Annotated in this window: 14 protein-coding genes; 10 read left to right on the forward strand and 4 right to left on the reverse strand. The window is 72.3% G+C overall.

Going from position 1 to position 17,219, the window contains the following annotated elements; all coding sequences use genetic code 11:
- Positions 1 to 29: 29 nt before the first annotated feature.
- A complete protein-coding gene (locus tag AB0M93_RS21525) occupies positions 30 to 1,937 on the forward strand; it encodes a TNT domain-containing protein (protein WP_364275943.1) in 1,908 nt (635 codons plus the stop codon).
- On the opposite strand, the gene AB0M93_RS21530 is transcribed toward AB0M93_RS21525, so the two are convergent.
- Genes AB0M93_RS21530 through AB0M93_RS21540 form a run of 3 tightly spaced genes read right to left on the reverse strand, consistent with a single transcriptional unit; the run spans position 1,924 to position 5,536 of the window.
- On the reverse strand, positions 1,924 to 2,775 hold the full coding sequence (locus tag AB0M93_RS21530) for a class I SAM-dependent methyltransferase (protein ID WP_364275944.1): 852 nt from the start codon (positions 2,773 to 2,775) through the stop codon (positions 1,924 to 1,926). The two genes, AB0M93_RS21525 and AB0M93_RS21530, sit on opposite strands and share 14 nt — an antisense overlap.
- Before the next feature lie 13 nt (positions 2,776 to 2,788).
- Positions 2,789 to 4,096, reverse strand: coding sequence for an ATP-binding protein (locus AB0M93_RS21535; RefSeq protein ID WP_364275945.1), 1,308 nt, complete (start codon positions 4,094 to 4,096; stop codon positions 2,789 to 2,791).
- A 3-nt stretch (positions 4,097 to 4,099) separates the two neighbouring features.
- Positions 4,100 to 5,536: a CCA tRNA nucleotidyltransferase gene (locus AB0M93_RS21540; protein ID WP_364275946.1), complete on the reverse strand. Its 1,437-nt coding sequence runs from the start codon at positions 5,534 to 5,536 to the stop codon at positions 4,100 to 4,102.
- 101 nt (positions 5,537 to 5,637) lie between these two features.
- Between AB0M93_RS21540 and AB0M93_RS21545 the strand changes: the two genes are divergently transcribed.
- Complete coding sequence (locus tag AB0M93_RS21545; RefSeq protein WP_364275947.1) at positions 5,638 to 6,180, forward strand: NUDIX hydrolase; 543 nt, start codon at positions 5,638 to 5,640, stop codon at positions 6,178 to 6,180.
- Entirely contained in the window at positions 6,177 to 8,324 is a 2,148-nt protein-coding gene (locus AB0M93_RS21550; protein WP_364275948.1) for a DUF6049 family protein, read from the forward strand. The genes AB0M93_RS21545 and AB0M93_RS21550 overlap by 4 nt, the downstream gene beginning before the upstream one ends.
- Before the next feature lie 124 nt (positions 8,325 to 8,448).
- Here AB0M93_RS21550 and AB0M93_RS21555 read toward each other — a convergent pair whose 3' ends face one another.
- Positions 8,449 to 8,790 (reverse strand): hypothetical protein, encoded by a 342-nt coding sequence (locus AB0M93_RS21555; RefSeq protein WP_364275949.1) that lies wholly within the window; start codon positions 8,788 to 8,790, stop codon positions 8,449 to 8,451.
- 531 nt (positions 8,791 to 9,321) lie between these two features.
- On the opposite strand from AB0M93_RS21555, the gene murJ reads away from it, so the two are divergent.
- The 7 genes from murJ (at position 9,322) to AB0M93_RS21590 (ending at position 17,008) form a co-directional block, all read left to right on the forward strand.
- Positions 9,322 to 11,046 carry a murein biosynthesis integral membrane protein MurJ gene (gene murJ / locus AB0M93_RS21560; RefSeq protein WP_364276150.1) on the forward strand — a complete coding sequence of 575 codons (1,725 nt, stop codon included), beginning with the start codon at positions 9,322 to 9,324 and terminating at the stop codon, positions 11,044 to 11,046.
- 121 nt (positions 11,047 to 11,167) lie between these two features.
- Positions 11,168 to 12,718 carry a protein kinase family protein gene (locus AB0M93_RS21565; protein WP_364275950.1) on the forward strand — a complete coding sequence of 517 codons (1,551 nt, stop codon included), beginning with the start codon at positions 11,168 to 11,170 and terminating at the stop codon, positions 12,716 to 12,718.
- A 31-nt stretch (positions 12,719 to 12,749) separates the two neighbouring features.
- Entirely contained in the window at positions 12,750 to 13,373 is a 624-nt protein-coding gene (gene sigM, locus AB0M93_RS21570) for an RNA polymerase sigma factor SigM (protein WP_033261039.1), read from the forward strand.
- Positions 13,370 to 14,149 carry a hypothetical protein gene (locus AB0M93_RS21575; RefSeq protein WP_364275951.1) on the forward strand — a complete coding sequence of 260 codons (780 nt, stop codon included), beginning with the start codon at positions 13,370 to 13,372 and terminating at the stop codon, positions 14,147 to 14,149. Before sigM ends, AB0M93_RS21575 begins: the two co-directional genes overlap by 4 nt.
- A gap of 79 nt (positions 14,150 to 14,228) precedes the next feature.
- Positions 14,229 to 15,221, forward strand: coding sequence for a thioredoxin-disulfide reductase (gene trxB / locus AB0M93_RS21580; protein ID WP_364275952.1), 993 nt, complete (start codon positions 14,229 to 14,231; stop codon positions 15,219 to 15,221).
- A 34-nt stretch (positions 15,222 to 15,255) separates the two neighbouring features.
- Positions 15,256 to 15,579, forward strand: coding sequence for a thioredoxin (trxA, locus tag AB0M93_RS21585; protein ID WP_364275953.1), 324 nt, complete (start codon positions 15,256 to 15,258; stop codon positions 15,577 to 15,579).
- Between the two features lie 280 nt (positions 15,580 to 15,859).
- Positions 15,860 to 17,008 carry an N-acetylmuramoyl-L-alanine amidase gene (locus tag AB0M93_RS21590; RefSeq protein ID WP_364275954.1) on the forward strand — a complete coding sequence of 383 codons (1,149 nt, stop codon included), beginning with the start codon at positions 15,860 to 15,862 and terminating at the stop codon, positions 17,006 to 17,008.
- The last annotated feature ends 211 nt before the right edge of the window (positions 17,009 to 17,219 follow it).

Here is a 17,219-nt window from a genome sequence, read left to right on the forward strand (position 1 = left end):
TTGGGCTACTGGGGACGGGGAGGACAAACGTGCGTTACCGGGTTGAAGTAGCCGAACGCCCGGACGGCCTGTATGCGACGTGGGGTGAGGGGACCTTCCGCGCGCAACGGTCGACCACGGACGGCACGGTGCTGCTGTCGGTGCTGCCGGAGGAAGAGGCGCCGGAGGGCTTCGACAAGGAGTTCGAGGGCCGGCCGGCGAAGGTCGTCCCGGCGAGCGAGGTGCCGTCGACGTTCACGCTGCGCACCTTCGCCGAGTACGACGGCGAGGTCTTCGAGGTCGCGCCGGGTCCGCGGCCGGAGCTGACCCTGCGCTGGGTCCACGACGACGCCGTCCGCGCGGCGCAGCTGGGGCTGACCGACTTCTCGGTCACCGTGCCGGCCAAGCAGGTCACGGCGCTGTGGCAGACGCGGCTGGACTTCACCGAGGCGCTCCAGGCGCGGCCGCAGCCGGGCACGGGCGACCAGAACGCGCTGCTGCGCGCCATCGGCCGGACGCTGCTGCACACCGTGCCCGGCGGCTGGGCGCGGGTCGGCGCGCAGTTCCGGCAGGTCGGCGACTACGCGGAGATCGAGGTCCGGGCGGTCGGCGACGAGGACGGCCCGGTGTCAGTGTCGCTGCCCGCGGTGCCCCGCCTCGGCGGGCTGTTCGCGCGGCTGCGGGCCGCGATGTTCCAGGCCGAGGCCGGCACGTGGTTCCAGGGCACGTTCACCCTCGACGCCGAGTCGCAGTTCGACTTCGACTTCGACGCCGACCGCGAGCCGGACTGGCGGGTGCCGCCCAACGACGGCGGCCGCCCGTCGACCGCGGCCTACGAGCTGGAGCTGGCGACCTTCCCGCGGTCGCCGAAGCACCTGCCGGCGTGGCTGACCGCGAAGGCCGGGCTGCCGCTGGACGTCGTGTTCCGGCACGCGCGGATCGCCGACTCGCACGCCGAGGGCGAGCGGCCGGTGGTCAACCGGCCGCCGGTGCCGCCGGACCAGGTCCGCGGCCTGCTCGACTACCTGTTCCGGGCGCCGGTGGCGCTGCACCGGCCGGCGCCGCTGCCGGACATCTTCGGCGGGCCGGCCGCGAAGCCGGACGTGCCGAACGCGTTCCACACCGACGGCACCTGGATCTGGCCCGCCGCCGTGCCGCACTACCTGCGCAAGTACGGCGTGCCGCCGGAGGCGGAGCTGGTCGAGCACATCCGCGCGGCCGGGTTCCGGCCGCCGTTCGTCGGGGAGCTGGTGCGCGCGACGGCGGAGGCGGAAGTGCTCGGGCAGCCGCGGCCGCCGCAGACGACCGCGGACCTGCCGGACGAGCGCGCGCTCACCCGCGTCGCCCGCGGTGAGCAGGTGCGGAACCTGCGCGGCGCGGAGACGCTGGAGCTGCTCCAGCAGCGGCTCGCCGAGCACGGCGTGCCCGCCGCGGCCTACCGGATCGGCGCGAACGAGATACCGGCCGAAGGTGTCTGGACGCTGCGCCGCGCCGAGAACGGCTGGGAGGTTTCCCGGCCGCCGTCCGACGAGCCGGTGGCGTTCGGCTCGCTCGGCGACGCCGCCCGGTTCCTGCTCGGCGTGCTGCTGATGCTGCCGCCGCGGCCGGCGGAGGAGTCCGACCAGCCCGCCGACTGGCCGATCCTGCCGATGCGCGGCGAGCCGCCGTTGAACTTCTACCGCGGCAAGCGCCTGATCGTGCTGCCGCCGGGAACGACGGTCGTCCGGTTCGGCAACGAGACCGGCAACCTGGTGCACGCCGGCGGCTCGCGGTTCGTCGAGACGGCGCTGGCGTTCGAGCGCGAACGCGAGAAGCGGCTGTACCGGGTGCAGCGCGCGATCCGGGTGCTGACCGGCGTGACGGCGCCCTGGGGCGGGATGCCGGGCGGCGCGGTCGCCTACCTGCTGCCCCGGCCGCTCGCCCAGCACCTGGAGACGGGCTCGCTCAGCAGGCAGTGATCAAGACGGCGGGCGACCACCAGTAGTCGGCGAGCGGTTCGACGCCGACCTCGGTGAAGCCCGCCGTCCGCAGCTGCTCGGCCCAGGCCGCGGCCGGGTGCTCCCAGTTCGTCCGCTGCTGTCCCGACACGATCCCGAGCAGCACCGGCAGCAGGAAGCCCTGCGCGACCAGCGTGGCGTCCTCGCCGTATTCGGCCACGCCACGCTCGTAGCGCTCGACGAGCGACCGCAGGTGCTCCGGCGAGCCTTCCTCGAACTCCGGGACGTCGAACTCGGCCAGCACCAGCGTCCCGGTGCGCGGCTGCAGCGTGCGCAGCACCTCGGCGCGCTGCTCCGGCTCGATGGACTGCAGCGCGAACGTCGACTGGACGAAGTCCCACCCCAGGTCGTCGCGCGCGAGGAACTCCTGCGCCGTCGACTGCCAGCACTGGGCCGACGGCACCCGCTCGTGGACGCCGTCGAGCAGCGCGGCCGACGGCTCGACCAGGTCGATCCGCGGCGGCAGGTGCGACGCCTGCTCCAGCGCGGGCACCACGGCCAGGCCGTCACCGCAGCCCAGGTCGAGCAGCGACTCCGGCTTCCCGGCGTCGTAGCGCGCGGCCAGCTCGGCGCTCAGCGCCCGGTACAGCTCGACGTTGCCGCCGCCGCGGATGAACGCCGTGAACGCGCTCGGCTGGTCGTACACCGGCGCCGAGCCGTCGCCGGCCAGGTACGTCCGCAGTTCGTCCGCCAGCGTGGAGCCGGCCAGCCCGGCGTGGGCGGCGAGTTCAGCGGCCTGGTCGCGGTCACCGGAGCGGTAGGCGGCCAGAGCGTCGGCGAGCAGCTCGATCGAGGTCATGTTCCAGGAGATATCAGAACGGGACCCACAACGTCACTCGCGTGCCGCCCCCGGCGAGTCCCGACTCGACCAGCGACGTCCCGCCGACCTCGGCCAGCCGCGCGGTGATCGACTCGCTGATGCCGAACCCGGCCGGGTGCTCGGCCGCGCTGAACCCGCTCCCGTGGTCGCGGATGATCACCGCGATCCCGCCTTCCTGCTCCTCGACCCGGACGACGACCCGGTCGGTGCCGGAGTGCTTCATCGTGTTCCGCAATGCCTCGCGGACGGCGTCGCGGATGGCGATCTGCCGGACCTCCGACAGCGTGTCGTCGTCCAGTTCGGCCACCACGAGCTGGGCGCGCAGGCCGTCGCGGGCCATTTCGGCGGCCAGCGCGGCGAGCTTCTCGCCCAGCGGCCGGGCGCCGGCCTCGGCCCGCTCGGACGCCGCCGACTCGATCGTGTGCCGGATCTCCATCGCCTGCGCCCGCGCCAGCCGCTGGATCTCCACCAGGCGCTGCTCGGCGTTCGCGGTGCCGGACAGCGCCATCGCCTCCAGCGTCTGCAGCACGGTGTCGTGCAGCATCCGGTGCTGCTGGGCGCGCTCGGCGAGCCGTCCGTTGCGGGTGCCGTAAGCCAGGGCCAGCCGCGTGCCGAGCCCGGTCAGCACCAGCGCGGCGGTGGCCAGGAACAGCTCCGCGAGCAGCACCGAGTACGTCGAGAAGGCGGCCGGGACCTGGAACCGGCCGGTGTTCAGCCAGTTGGCCAGCATCCGCAGCGGGAAGCCGAGCAGGCCGAACACCACGCCGCTCGGAAGGCCCAGCGCGAGCGTCAGCAGGCCGATCTCGCCGAACAGGTGGACGCTGGTGACCGCGAGTGCGTCGAAGTACACCGGCGTCGGCACGGTCAGCGCGATGACCAGCGGCGAAAGCACCGTGAAGGCCAGGTCGACGGCCAGCAGCTTCCCCGCGTTGCGGCCGCGGAACGGCGCCGAGCGGAACATCCAGCGGAGGCCGGCGACGTTCAGCGCGACCGACAGCAGGGTGAACACCCCGACCGGCAGCAGCCCGGTCGCGCCGTGCTGAAGGACGTAGACGCCGAACTGGCCGGGCACCGCGAGCAGCCGGTAGGCCAGCGGGATGAGCACGACGTACCGGGTGGCGCGCAGCAGCAGGCCGTCGCGCTCGGTGGGGTCGATCGGGCCCGACATCCGCGAGATCCGCCGCAGCGCGTGCATCGGCGCCGGGTCGGCGATCTCGTCGGGCAGCTCACTCGTGGCGGTGGCGATCGCGGGGGCGCCGCGCCTCAGCAGCGCCACCAGGAAGCTGCCCCCGCCCGCCACGGCTCACACGTCCCCGACGCCGTTTTCCGCGGCCCACTTCTTCAACTCGGCGACGGCCTCGTCGTGGTCGAGGGGCCCGCGGTCCAGCCGGAGCTCCTTGAGGAACTTCCACGCCTTGCCGACGTCCGGTCCCGGCTTGAGGCCGAGCAGCTCCATGATCTGCTCGCCGTTGAGGTCCGGCCGCACGCGGTCCAGATCCTCCTTGGCCTTGAGCGCGGCGATGCGGGCCTCGAGGTCGTCGTAGGTCGCCTGCAGCGCGGCCGCCTTGCGGCGGTTGCGCGTGGTGCAGTCGGCGCGGACCAGCTTGTGCAGCCGGGTCAGCAGGGGCCCGGCGTCGGTGACGTACCGGCGGACCGCCGAGTCCGTCCACTCGCCCTTCCCGTAGCCGTGGAACCGCAGGTGGAGGAACACGAGCTGAGAGACGTCGTCGACGATCTCCTTCGAGAACTTCAGCGCCCGCAAACGTTTGCGGGCCATCCGCGCGCCTACCACCTCGTGGTGGTGGAAGCTGACGCCCCCGCCCGGCTGGAACTCCCGCGTCGCGGGCTTGCCGACGTCGTGCAGCAGCGCCGCCAGCCGCAGGACGAGGTCGGGCGCCGACGTCGGCTCGTGCGTCTTCTCGAGGTCGATCGCCTGGGCCAGCACGGTGAGGGAGTGCTGGTAGACGTCCTTGTGCTGGTGGTGCTCGTCGATCGCCAGCCGCATGCCGGGCACCTCGGGCAGCACGCGGTCGCCGAGCCCGGTGTCGACCAGCAGCTCCAGGCCCGGCCGCGGGTCGGCCGCCAGCAGCAGCTTCGACAGCTCGGCCTGCACCCGCTCGGCGGTGATCCGGTCGATCTCGCCCGCCATCGACGTCATCGCGTCGACGACCCGTGGAGCGGCGGTGAAGCCCAGCTGCGCGGCGAAGCGGGCGGCCCGCAGCATCCGCAGCGGGTCGTCGGCGAAGGACTCCTGCGGCGTCGCCGGGGTGTCCAGGACCTTCTCCCGCAGCGCGCTCAGCCCGTCGTGCGGGTCGATGAACGTCTTGGACGCCAGGTCGACGGCCATCGCGTTGACCGTGAAGTCGCGGCGGAGCAGGTCGCCCTCGATGTTGTCGCCGAAGGTGACCTCGGGGTTGCGACCGACGCGGTCGTAGCTGTCGGCGCGGAACGTCGTGATCTCGAGCTGCATGCCCTTCTTCGTCACGCCGACCGTGCCGAAGGCGATCCCGACGTCCCAGACCGCGTCGCCCCAGCCGCTGACGATCTTCAGCACCCGGTCCGGCCGGGCGTCGGTGGTGAAGTCGAGGTCGCCGGACCGGCGGCCGAGCAGCGCGTCGCGCACGCTGCCGCCCACGAGGTACAGGCGGTGCCCGGCGCTCGCGAACCTTTCCGCCAGCTCCTCCGCCAGTGGAGCGACCTCCATCAGCTCCACCACCTGCTTCTCGACCACGTCGTTCACGAAAATCCCACTACGTTCCAGGTGCGGTTGCTCCAGGCACCGCCGGACACGGACACGGAGAGCCAGCCTACCGGGGCAACCGTTTGCTCTAGCATCGCAGCATGTCCGGATCAGCCGGCCGCCCCGGCGCCTCGAAGCCGCGCAGGCGGCGGAGGCGTCAGCGCGGCCGGCGCCTGACCACGGTCGACGAGACGTCGGCCGGTGGTCTCGTCGTGGACCCCGATCGCGAACAGGCGGTGCTGATCGGCCGGCTCGACCGGCACGGCAGACTGCTGTGGTCGCTGCCCAAGGGCCACATCGAGGACGGTGAAACGGTGGAAGAGACAGCCGTGCGCGAGGTGAAGGAGGAAACCGGCATCTCCGCGCGCGTCCTGCGGCCACTGGGCACCATCGACTACTGGTTCGTGGCCGAGAAGCGGCGCATCCACAAGACCGTGCACCACTTCCTGCTCGAAGCGCTCGGCGGTGAGCTGTCCGACGAAGACGTCGAGGTCACCGAGGTGGCCTGGGTCCCGCTGGCCGAGCTGGAAGCCAAACTCGCCTACTCCGACGAGCGCAAGCTCGTCCGGAAGGCCAAGGAACTTTTCGCGCGCCCGGACGTCCACGGACGAGACGAGCACGCCCCTGAGGGAGCCCCCGAGTGAAGCGGTTCGCCGCAGCCTTCCTTTCCGTCCTCTTCCTGGCCGTCCCCGCCCTCGCCGGAGCCTCGGTGGCCCAGGCCGAGGAGGGTGCCCGCCTGCGTGTCGACCTGAGCGGGCTCAGCCCGCGGGTGATCACGACGTCGACGACGACGCTGACCGTCACCGGCACGGTGACCAACACCGGCGACCGGAAGGTCACCCGGCCGCAGGTGCGGCTGCAGGTCGGTGACCGGGCGACGACCGAGCGCGGCGTCGGCGACGTGCTCTCCGGCGCCGTCATCAAGGACACCCCGCTGACCGACTTCACCTCGGTCGCCGAAGTGCTGGAGCCCGGGCAGAGCGCCCCGCTGAACATCAGTGTCCCGCTGACCGGGACGCGGGCGGAGCGGTTGAGCCGTCCCGGCGTCTACCCGCTGCTGGTCAACGTCAACGGCACGCCGGAGTTCGGCGGGCCCGCCCGGCTCGGCGCGGTCAGCATGCTGATGCCGGCGCTGACCGGCCCCGGCAAGCAGGCGCCCAGCCGGTCCGGCGCGCCGAGCATGACCCTGCTCTGGCCGCTGACCGGCAACGTCCCGCACGTCTACGCGTCGCCGTACGGCAGTCCGCTGGTGCTGGCCGACGACCGGATGGCCGCCGAGATCAGCGGCGACGGACGGCTGAACGCGCTGGTCACGGCGGCCGCGTCGGCCGTGCGGACCAACTCGGACCTGGCGAAGTCGATGTGCTTCGCGCTCGACCCGGACCTGCTCGCCACCGTCGACGCGATGAGCCGCGGCTACCTCGTCCACACCGAGTCGGGGAACGTCGACGGCAAGGGCGCCGACGCCGCGAAGGCGTGGCTGTCCGACCTCCGTTCGCTGGTCGGCAGCCGCTGCGTGGTGGCGCTGCCGTTCGCCGACGCCGACCTCGACGCGCTCACCCGCATCCACCCCGGCGACACGGGCCTGGTCACCCGCGCGGCCGCCGGCGCGGCGACCATCCAGCAGCTGACCGGCGTCACCCCGCAGACCGGGGTGCTCTGGCCGGACGGCACGCCCAGCGCGTCGGTGCTCTCCGCGCTCAGCGAGGCGGGCGTCCGGACCGTGCTCGCCGACGCGGGCAAGCTCGCTCCCGCGGCCGGCGGCGGGGTCACCGTGCAGGGCAGCACCGTCCGCGTCCAGCCGACCGACTCGCTGATCTCCGCCGCGATGACCGGCGTCCCGGCCGTGCCGGACTCGGTCACCGTGGCCGCCACGACCGAGCGGGCGGTCGCGAGCCAGAACGGTCTCGGCGCGCTCGCCTTCCGCGCCGGGCTGGGCCAGCCGGCCGGGCAGCAGCGGCCGAACCACCTGCTGATCGCGCCGCCGCGGCGCTGGGACGCCTCGGCCGAGGAGTTCACCGCCTACCTGCGGCAGGTCGGCGACTTCCTCGACGCGGGCCTGGTCACCGCGACCGGGCTCTCGACGCTGCTCGCCGCCGGCCCGGCGGCCTCCGGCACGGTCGGCGACGGCGGCCAGGACCCGGCCGGCATCGACGAGGGGGTCGTCTCGACGCTCTCGGCGCTCGACGTCCAGGCCACCGGGCTGGCGTCCGCCATGCAGCTCGACCCGACCAAACGGGTGAAACCGGACGACGTCGTCGAGCCGGTCCGGCTGGCCGAGGTGCGCGGCGCGTCCACGGCGTGGCGGGGCCTGCCCGCGGACGCGGCGACCGCGAACGCCCAGGCCGAGCTGGCGTCGATCAGCGGGCGGGTGACCGTCTCGCAGCCGAAGCAGACCATCGCGCTGGCGTCCGGGAACTCGCCGCTGCCGGTGTACGTGAGCAACGACCTGCCGGTCGGCATCAACGCGCGGTTCACCCTGAACAACAACACCGGCCTGCGCCCGGAGGACGCCAAGGACTGGTACTTCCCGGCCAGCGGCGGCAAGAACTACTTCCTGCCCGTCGAGGCGCTGCGGGCCGGCCGGTTCAGCGTCGATGTGTCGTTGAGCACGCCCACCGGTACCCCGCTCGGGTCATCCGCGCGGTTCGAACTGACGTCCACGGAGTACGGCGCGATCACCATCATCGCGACCGTCGCCGCAGGTGTGGCCCTGCTTCTGCTCGCTTCCCGGCGCATCTACCGACGGGTGAAGGACGCCCGCGCCGGCCGGGACGTCGTGGGCTGATCGCTCGGCCTTCGAGTGTTCCGGGCCGTTCACGATTACCCTTGGTCCGCACGTGCGCGGCACCCGGCCGCGGCACCGGAGACGAGCACCGAGGATTGGGCACGCGTTGGAGAGAGAGCCGGGCTTACCACCCGAGCGTGCGGGTCGTCCTCGGCGCGAAGGCCCCCCGCCCCCGCAACGCGGGGACGGACCGCCACGCGCGTCGCAGCCGGTCCGCCGCCAGCCGCCGCAGCAGCCGCCACCGGAGCGCGGCCGCCGCCAGCCGCCCCGCAACGGCCAGACCCGCCACCTGCCGGCGCCCGACGAGGCGCCGCCGCGTGACCGCCGCGACGTGCCCCCGCGCCGCCCGGCCCGTGATGACGACCCGGCCCGCCGCCCGGCCCGCGACCAGCGTCGGCCGCGCGACGACGCGCCCGCCCGCGGACGCGACCAGCGGCCGCCTCGCGATGAGGGCTGGCCCGTCCACGACGAGCCGCCGGTCCGCGACGGCCGCCCGCCGCGGGACGGTCGCCCGGCAGGCGACGAACCGCCCGTTCGCGACGGCCGTCCGGTCCCGGTCGACGGCCCCGTCCGCGATGGCCGCCCGGTGGGCGACGACGGCCGCCCGCCGCGGCGCGTCCCGCCTCCGCAGGGGCCGCCGCCGCGCGGCGCCCAGCCCCCGCGGGCCGCGGCCCCGGCACCCACCCGCGTCCAGCCCGTGCCGCCACCGAACCCGCCGGGTCCGCCGCCGGGCGCCCCGATCCAGGGGCGGCTGCCGCAGCCGGTTCCGCCGCCGCTGCCCCCGCCCACGACGCCGCCCCCGGGCAATCCCGCCGTCGGCACCCCGCCGGGTGGTCCGGCCCCCGGCACTCCGCCGCCGGGCACGCCGGTGCCGCCGCGCGGCCGCGGCTCCCGGCGTCCGGCGCCGGTCCGGCCGTGGCAGGAGGAGGCCACCCAGGTCCAGCGCCCGCCCGACCCGGAGGCGACGCGGTTCATCCCGCGCACCGCCGGCGTCCCGATGAACTCGCGCTGGCCGGTCGCCGACCCCGACGTCATGCGGCCGTACGACGCGCTGGCCACGCAGGTCATGCCGGCGCTCAAGGGGCCGCTGGTCAAGCCCCGCCCCGACGGGGAAGCGCCGGAGGCGCCCGCCAAGGCGCCGTCGCTGGCGAAGGCGTCCGGGCGGATGGCGATCGCGTCGCTGATCAGCCGGATCACCGGCTTCCTGTGGAAGCTGCTGCTGGTCGGCGCGATCGGCCAGGGCATCGCGAACGACTCGTTCAACGTCGCGAACACGATGCCGAACATCATCTTCGAGCTGCTGATGGGTGGCGTGCTCGCCAGCGTGGTGGTGCCGCTGCTGGTGCGTTCGCAGGACGACCCCGACGGCGGCGCGGCCTACACCCAGCGGCTCATCACGGTGGCGTTCACGCTGCTGCTGGTCGGCACGGTGGTGGCGGTGATCGCGGCGCCGGCGTTCACGAGTCTCTATGTCGACTCGTCCGGTCAGGCGAGCGCCGACCTCACCACGGCGTTCGCTTACCTGCTGCTGCCCGAGATCTTCTTCTACGGCGTGTTCGCGCTGCTCTCGGCGGTGCTCAACGCCAAGCAGATCTTCGGCCCGACGGCGTGGGCACCGGTGATCAACAACCTGGTCGTCATCTTCACGATCCTGGTCGTCTGGATCATGCCGGGCGACATCGACACCGGCCACGTCTCGATCACCGACCCCAAGGTGCTGACGCTGGGCATCGGCGTCACCGGCGGCATCGTCGCCCAAGCGCTGCTGCTGGTGCCGCCGCTGCTGCGGTCCGGCTTCCGGTTCAAGTGGCGCTGGGGCATCGACAAGCAGATGAAGGAGTTCGGCGGCCTCGCGCTGTGGATCCTCGGCTACGTCGCGGTCAGCCAGATCGGCTACACGATCAACACCCGCGTGCTGACCAGCGGTTCACCCGGTGGTGTGACCGCGTACAGCAACGCCTGGCTGCTCTTCCAGCTGCCGTACGGCGTCATCGGCGTCTCCCTGCTGACGGCGATCATGCCGCGGATGAGCCGCGCGGCCGCCGACGGCGACCACAAGAAGCTGATCGGCGACCTGTCCTACGCGTCGCGGATCTCGACGGTGATGCTCGTGCCGATCTCCGCGGTGATGACCGTGGTCGGCGGCTCGATCGGCATCGCGCTGTTCACCTTCGGCAAGGGCACGGTCGCCACGGCCGAGCGGCTCGGCGACGCGCTCGCGATCTCGGCGTTCGCGCTGCTGCCGTACGCGCTGGTGATGCTGCAGATGCGCGTGTTCTACGCGATGAAGGACGCGCGCACGCCGACGCTGATCATGATCGTGATGACGCTGGTCAAGGTGCCGCTGCTGTACCTGTGCCCGGTGCTGCTGTCGCGGGACAACGTCGTGCTCGGCGTGATGATGGTCAACGCGCTGACGTTCGTGGTCGGCGCGATCCTCGGCCAGGTTTGGCTGTGGGTGACGCTGGGCAACTTGCGCAGCAAGCGGGTGATCGGCGTGATTCTCTTCACGGTCGTCGCGAGTGTCCTGGGTGTCGCCGCCGCGTGGGTCGCGGGCAAGCTCGTGCCGGACTCGTTCGGACCTACTTTCGGTGCCTGGGTGAAGCTCCTGCTGCAGAGCACCGTGGGCATCGTCGTCTCGTTCGGCGTGCTGATGGCGCTCAAGGTCGAAGAGCTGAGACCGGCCACTTCGAGGTTCACCCGGTTGATCAAGCGCGGGTAACGATTGCGGTACGGAAGGCGACGACTCCCGCGTCGTATTCTGGGTAACCTTGGAGCGGGGAGCTAACGGGAGAGTGCGGGTGGACACGAGGCGGAGCGAACAGGCGGGGGGTGCGAACCACGTGGGCAAGGCCCAGGTCGGATCGCTCGCCCCCGGGCGTGTGGTCGGCGACGGCCGCTACCGCCTCCTCGCGCAGTTCGGCGTGGACGAGCGGGGGGACGCGCACCTCTGGCGCGCCCGGGACGGGCAGCTGAAGCGGGACGTCGCGCTGACCCTGCTGGTCGGCGACCCCGCGGACCCGGAAGCCGCCCGGCTGGCCCGGCGGACGCTCGAGCGCGCGACGCACGCGTCCAAGTTCGGGCACGGCGGCGTCGCCCGCGTGCTGGACGTGCTGGCCCTCGGCAGCGGCATCACCTCGAGCGAAGGCCTGCTCGGCGTCGTCGTCGCGGAGTGGACCAAGGGCAGCGACCTGGTCGACCTCGTCGCGCAGCGGCCGGTGGCGCCGGCCGCGGCCGCGCGGATGGTGCAGGCGCTGGCCGAAGCCGTCGAGCAGGCGCACCAGAACGGCCTCGTCCTCGGCCTCGACCACCCCCAGCGCCTGCGGCTGACGCCGAACGGCGCGCTCAAGCTCGCGTTCCCCGGCCCGCTGCCGGAGGCGACGCTGCGCGACGACGTCAAGGCGCTCGGCGCGGTCCTGTACCTGCTCCTGACCGGCCGCTGGGCGCTGCCCGGCGGCCCGCCCGCGATCCCGGCGGCGCCGATGACGCCGCAGAATCGGATCGTCCCGCCGCGCCAGCTGGTGCCCACGGTCCCGGCCGACCTGTCGTCGCTGGCCGTCCGCACGATCGAGGACGGCGGCAACGGCGGCATCCGGACCAGTGCGGCCATCCTGCGCGTCCTCGACCAGGTGGCCGAGGAAGAGGAGCGCACCCAGCTGATCAAGGCCGTCGGCGGTGACCCGGCCGAGGCCGACGGCACCATCTGGACGACGAAGAAGCCGGTCAAGGACGTCGCCCGGCGGCGCAAGCTCGCCCTCGGCGTCACCGTGCTGGTGGTCGCGACGGTCGTCATCCTCGCCTGGGGCGGCCTGATGCTGATCAACGTCTTCCAGGGCGACTCGAAGGCGAGCGGGCCGTCGATCAACGTCGCCGCGCCGCCGGCGTCGAGCCAGTCCGCGGCACCGCCGCCCGCCTCGTCGTCCGCGCCTGCCCCGCCGGCGGCACCGAAGGTGGGCGACGCGGTGAAACCGAAGGCGGTGACGGTCTACAACCCCGAGGGCAAGGGCGACAACCCCGGCCGCGCGAAGAACGTGATCGACGGCGACCCCGGCACGGTGTGGAAGACCGAGCAGTACAAGCAGCAGTTCCCGACCATCAAGCCGGGTGTCGGGCTGGTCGCCACCTTCCAGGACCCGATCAACCTCAGCCAGGTCAAGATCAGCGGCGGTACGCCGGGCACGAAGGTCGAGATCCGGTCGGCGACCGAGAAGGACCCCGACCTGGCCGACACGAAGGTGGTCGGCAACGGCGACCTCCAGGACGGCGACACGACGATCCAGCTGGCGCAGCCGGCCCAGGGCGAGTACTTCATCGTCTGGATCACCCAGCTGGGCGGCGACGACGGCGAGCACTTGTCCCAGATCGGTGAGCTGAGCTTCCTGCCTGCGGGGTGACGCACCCGACAGGGTCAGTAGGCTCTGCCGGGTGACAGCTGCAGCTCCCACGGATGCGGATCTGATAGCGGCTCACGCCGCGGGGGACCCTCATGCGTTCAGCGAACTCGTCCAGCGACATCGCGACCGCATGTGGGCGGTCGCCCTGCGCACGGTCCGCGACCCGGAAGAGGCCGCCGACGCGCTGCAGGACGCGTTCATCTCCGCGTTCCGGGCCGCCGACAAGTTCCGGGCGGAGTCGCAGGTCACGACGTGGCTGCACCGGATCGTGGTGAACGCCTGCCTCGACCGGATCCGCCGCCGCCAGGCGCGCCCGACCGTGCCGCTGCCGGAGACCGGCTTCAACGAGCCGGCCACCCCGCGCGACTCGATGGCCGAGCGCGAGACGAGCTTGCTGGTGCGCGAGGCGCTCGACCAGCTGCCCGAAGAGCAGCGTGCCCCGATCGTGTTGGTCGACGTCGAGGGATACTCCGTGGCCGAGACGGCCAAGCTGCTCGGGATCGCCGAAGGCACGGTGAAGAGCCGGTGCGCGCGGGGCCGGGGAAAACTCGCGAAGGTTCTCGGGCACCTGCGGAACCCCGATGCGATTGCGAACGTCCCAACTCACGAAAGCAAACGGGCCGGGCGTCAGCCGGGTAGCGGGGAGGGACGATGACGGACGAAAGCCGGGGGATCGGGGGGACCGTCGGTCCGCCCTGGTCTGTCGACGTGCTCGCCGATCTCCACGCCGGCGTCCTGGACGAGGCGCGGGCGGCCGAGCTGTGGCCGCTGGTCGACGCCGACCCGGAGGCCCGCGAGATCCTGGCCGCCCTCGACGCCACGCAGGCCGACCTGGCCTCGCTCGCCCACGCACCCGCCCCGCGGATGCCCGCCGAGTTCGCCGCCCGGCTGGACGCGGCGCTGGCCGCCGAAGCAGCGGCCAGGTTTCCCGATGCCGGGCAGACAGCTTCGGCATCGCAGGACGCCCAGGTGGTGGACCTCGCGGCGGCCCGGCGCAAGCGGAACAAGCGGCTCGGCTGGGCCGCCGGCGTCCTGACGGCGGCTGCGGCGGCGGTCGTCGCCGTGACCGTCGCGCTGCCCTCGACGTCGCAGCAGACAGGCACCCCGAACGTCGCCGCACCCGCCCCGACGGGCCCGTCGGTCGGCAACGACGGCGCCGGCGCGCAGGCCCTGATCGGCAAGGCGGTCGGCGTCCGCGACTTCGGCCCGCTGCAGAACGAGGACCGGCTCGACGCGTGCATCGCGGCGGCCGGGCTGGACCCGAAGGTGCGCCCGGAGGGCATCCGCCCGGTGAACGTCGGCGGCAAGGCCGGGGTGATGATCATCCTGACCACCGGCAAGCTGGCCCAGTTCCGCCTGGTGGCCTTCGGCGCGGACTGCGGACCAGGGAATCCGGCCGTGTTGTTCGACAAGGTCGTCGGGGAGAAGTAGCAGCTGTCACGGCCGGGAACATGGCCACCTACGATCGTGTTGAGCCTGGTACACGGGTCACTACGAGCGGAGGTCACGGGTGGCTGCCGAGGAAATCAGGAACCTGATCATCGTCGGGTCGGGTCCTGCCGGATACACCGCTGCCGTTTACGCGGCGCGGGCCCAGCTTGAACCGCTGGTGTTCGAGGGCACGCAGTTCGGCGGCGCGCTGATGACGACGACCGAGGTCGAGAACTTCCCCGGGTTCCGCGACGGCATCATGGGTCCGGACCTGATGGAGGAGATGCGCAAGCAGGCCGAGCGCTTCGGCGCCGAGCTGCGCGCGGAGGACGTCGAGTCGCTGGAGCTGACCGGGGACGTCAAGTACGTCGTCGCGAACGGCAAGCGCTACGCCGCCCGCGCGGTCATCCTCGCCATGGGTGCCGCGGCGCGGTACCTGAACGTGCCGGGCGAGCAGGAGCTGCTCGGCCGCGGTGTGTCGGCCTGTGCGACCTGTGACGGCTTCTTCTTCCGCGACCACGACATCGTGGTCGCCGGTGGCGGCGACTCGGCGATGGAGGAGGCGACCTTCCTGACGAAGTTCGCGAAGTCCGTCACGATCGTCCACCGGCGCGACGAGTTCCGCGCATCCAAGATCATGATCGAGCGCGCCCGCGCGAACGAGAAGATCAAGTGGAAGCTGAACTCGCAGATCACCGGCGTGCTCGGCGACGGCAAGGTCGAAGCCCTGCAGCTCAAGGACACCAAGGACGGCTCGGAGTCGACGCTGGACGTGTCCGGCTTCTTCGTCGCGATCGGCCACGATCCCCGCAGCCAGCTGGTGAAGGGGCAGGTCGACCTGGACGAGGACGGCTACGTGCTCACCCAGGGGCGCACTTCGTTCACGAACCTGGACGGCGTCTTCGCGGCCGGCGACCTGGTGGACCGCACCTACCGGCAGGCGATCACCGCCGCCGGCTCCGGCTGCAGCGCGGCGATCGACGCGGAACGATGGCTCGCGGAGCACGGCGAGTCGGACGCGCACGAGGCGGCCGAGCTCGTCGGCGGCGGCTACGGCGCGGGCACCAACTGACTTTCCGGCGTTCACTCACCCTGAAGGAGAAACCATGACCAACACCGTGAAGGTGACCGACGCGACGTTCGTCGACGAGGTCCTGACCAGCGAGAAGCCGGTCCTCGTCGACTTCTGGGCCACCTGGTGCGGGCCGTGCAAGATGGTCGCCCCGGTGCTCGAGGAGATCGCGGCCGAGAACGGCGAGAAGCTGACCATCGCCAAGATCGACATCGACGAGAACCCGAACACGCCGCGTGACTACCAGGTGATGTCCATCCCGACGCTGATCCTGTTCCAGGGCGGCAAGCCGGTGAAGCAGATCGTGGGCGCGAAGCCGAAGGCCGCGCTGCTGTCGGACCTCGCCGAAGTCCTCTGAATCGAACCACCCCGGCGGACCCGGGGCCTGCGGGAATCCCTCCCGTGGCCCCGGGTCCGTCGCCGTTCGGGGGAATCTGCGCAATGTGGGTGAATCGTGCGTGACGACAACGCGGGCGGGTACTCCACGAACGGGCCCTTGACCTACCTACCGGGCCTGCGCTGTCACCCAGAGTTGGCAAGGCACAATAGAGCACCTGGGCCCGTCCCAGCGAAGGTTTTCCCAGTCCTGCCACGCACCGGATCCCCCGAACCGGTGCCTGAGGAAGAGCGAGGAGTGCATGCGGGTACTCCGCCGCGGTGACGCCGGTCCGGACGTCGCCGAGATCAGGTCCATCCTGGCCGGGATGGACCTGCTCCCGCCGGTCACCGGTACCGACGCCTACGACACCTTCGATGTCGCCGTCGAGAACGCCGTACGGGCCTTCCAGCAGAGCCGTGGGCTGATGACCGACGGCATCGTGGGTCCGGCGACGTTCCAGGCGCTCAAGGGCGCCAGCTACCACCTGGGCAGCCGCCCGCTGTCGTACATGATCGCGTCCCCGGTTCACGGCGACGACGTCTTCACGCTGCAGGAGCGGCTCACCGAGCTCGGCTTCGACGCCGGCCGCCCCGACGGCTACTTCGGTCCCCAGACCGAGCGCGCGCTCAAGACGTTCCAGCGCGACATGCGCCTGACGCCGGACGGCATGTGCGGCCCGGCGACCATCCGCGAGCTGCACCGCCTGTCCTCGCCGCGTGCCCGCGGCGGCCGCCCGGTCTTCCTGCGTGAGCAGGAGCAGGTGCGCCAGGCCGGTCCGCGGCTGCGCGGCAAGCGCATCGTGATCGACCCCGGCCACGGCGGCGACGACCTCGGCGTGGTCGCCGGCGGGCTGCGCGAGGCCGACATCGCGTGGGACCTCGCGCGCCGCCTGGAGGGCCGGATGAAGGCCACCGGCATGGAGGCGCTGATCTCCCGCGGCCCGAACCACAGCCCGACCGAGCTGGAGCGGGCCAAGTTCGCCAACGACGCGGGCGCCGACCTGTTCCTCTCGCTGCACAGCGACAAGAACCCCTCGCCGCGCGCGCAGGGTGTCGCGAGCTTCCACTTCGGCAACGGCAACGGCACGACGTCCACGGTGGGGGAGCTGCTGGCCGGCTTCATCCAGCGGGAGGTCGCGGCCCGCACGGGCATGCTCGACTGCCGCACGCACTACAAGTCGTGGGACATCTTCACCCGCACCCGTTGCCCGGCGGTCCGGGTCGAGATCGGCTACCTGACGAACCCGGACGACGCCCGCAAGCTCGGCGACCCGGGCTTCCGCGACATCGTCGCGGAAGGCATCCTGATCGCCGTCAAGCGCCTGTACCTGCTCGGCGAGGGCGACCAGCCGACGGGCACGTTCACGTTCGCCGACGTCCTGGCGCACGAGCTCGCGAAGGCCGAATAGGGTCGACCACAACCCCTAGCGGCTCTCCTTCACCTGCCCCACCACCCCTGGGGACGCCATGCGTGCGTCCCCAGGTTTCCGGGCAGTTCTCCACAGCTTGTCCACCGCTCCTAGCAGGGCTCTGTGGATAACTCGGCACTTATTCCACAGTTGTGCACACACGCCTTTCAGGCGTGCCGAAGCACAGGCGCAAACGTTTGCGGATCCGGAA

This window comes from Amycolatopsis sp. NPDC051102 (assembly GCF_040682815.1).
In the GTDB taxonomy this organism is placed as follows: Bacteria; Actinomycetota; Actinomycetes; order Mycobacteriales; family Pseudonocardiaceae; genus Amycolatopsis.

Excerpts from the sequence above, each read along its gene's own strand:
- AB0M93_RS21530 (WP_364275944.1), bottom strand. The coding sequence starts at position 2,775 with ATGACCTCGATCGAGCTGCTCGCCGACGCTCTGGCCGCCTACCGCTCC.
- AB0M93_RS21545 (WP_364275947.1), top strand. The coding sequence starts at position 5,638 with ATGTCCGGATCAGCCGGCCGCCCCGGCGCCTCGAAGCCGCGCAGGCGG.
- murJ (WP_364276150.1), top strand. The coding sequence starts at position 9,322 with ATGAACTCGCGCTGGCCGGTCGCCGACCCCGACGTCATGCGGCCGTAC.
- AB0M93_RS21575 (WP_364275951.1), top strand. The coding sequence starts at position 13,370 with ATGACGGACGAAAGCCGGGGGATCGGGGGGACCGTCGGTCCGCCCTGG.
- trxA (WP_364275953.1), top strand. The coding sequence starts at position 15,256 with ATGACCAACACCGTGAAGGTGACCGACGCGACGTTCGTCGACGAGGTC.
- AB0M93_RS21590 (WP_364275954.1), top strand. The coding sequence starts at position 15,860 with ATGCGGGTACTCCGCCGCGGTGACGCCGGTCCGGACGTCGCCGAGATC.